Here is a 631-nt window from a genome sequence, read left to right as displayed (position 1 = left end):
GCTGGAGCTGTCGTATCCACTACTGGAGGAACAACAACTGCATCCGTGCGACCTGTTACAGTTACACCCGCAGATTCATTACCCGTAGTGTCTACTGTTTTGACAACAATCGTGTATGCCGTGTCATCAATTAAACCAACAACATCATAGCTTTCGGTCGTTGTAGAACCGTTCAGCACACCATCAACGTACACATTTGCTTTCGCATAATCAGCATCATTTGGTTTCGTAAAACCAATCGTCAGAGACGATGTAGATTTTGCAGAAACCTCAAGACCTGTTACTTCTTCTGGAGCCGTTGTATCAACCACTGGAGGAATGACGACCGCATCTGTGCGACCTGTTACAGTTACACCCACAGATTCGTTACCCGTAGTGTCCACGGTTTTTACAACAATCGTGTATGTTGTATCTTCTGCCAAACCGACAACTTCGTAATCTTCCATTGCTGTAGAACCGTTCAAAGAACCGTTCACATACACGTTCGACTTCGCATAATCAGCATCGTTTGGTTTCGTAAAGCCAATCGTCAGAGACGATGTGGATTTTGCAGAAACCGCAAGACCTGTTACTTCTGCTGGAGCTGTCGTATCCACTACTGGAGGAACAACAACTGCATCCGTGCGACCTG

Annotated in this window: 1 pseudogene; it reads right to left on the bottom strand. The window is 46.0% G+C overall.

Going from position 1 to position 631, the window contains the following annotated elements:
* Positions 1-631 (bottom strand): annotated as a pseudogene (locus B1728_RS36510) (fibronectin type III domain-containing protein); the annotation flags it as partial.

The sequence above is a fragment of the Paenibacillus sp. 32352 genome (genome assembly GCF_002042965.1).
In the GTDB taxonomy this organism is placed as follows: Bacteria; Bacillota; Bacilli; order Paenibacillales; family NBRC-103111; genus Paenibacillus_S; species Paenibacillus_S vulneris.
This window is presented reverse-complemented; position numbering and strand designations above follow the sequence as displayed.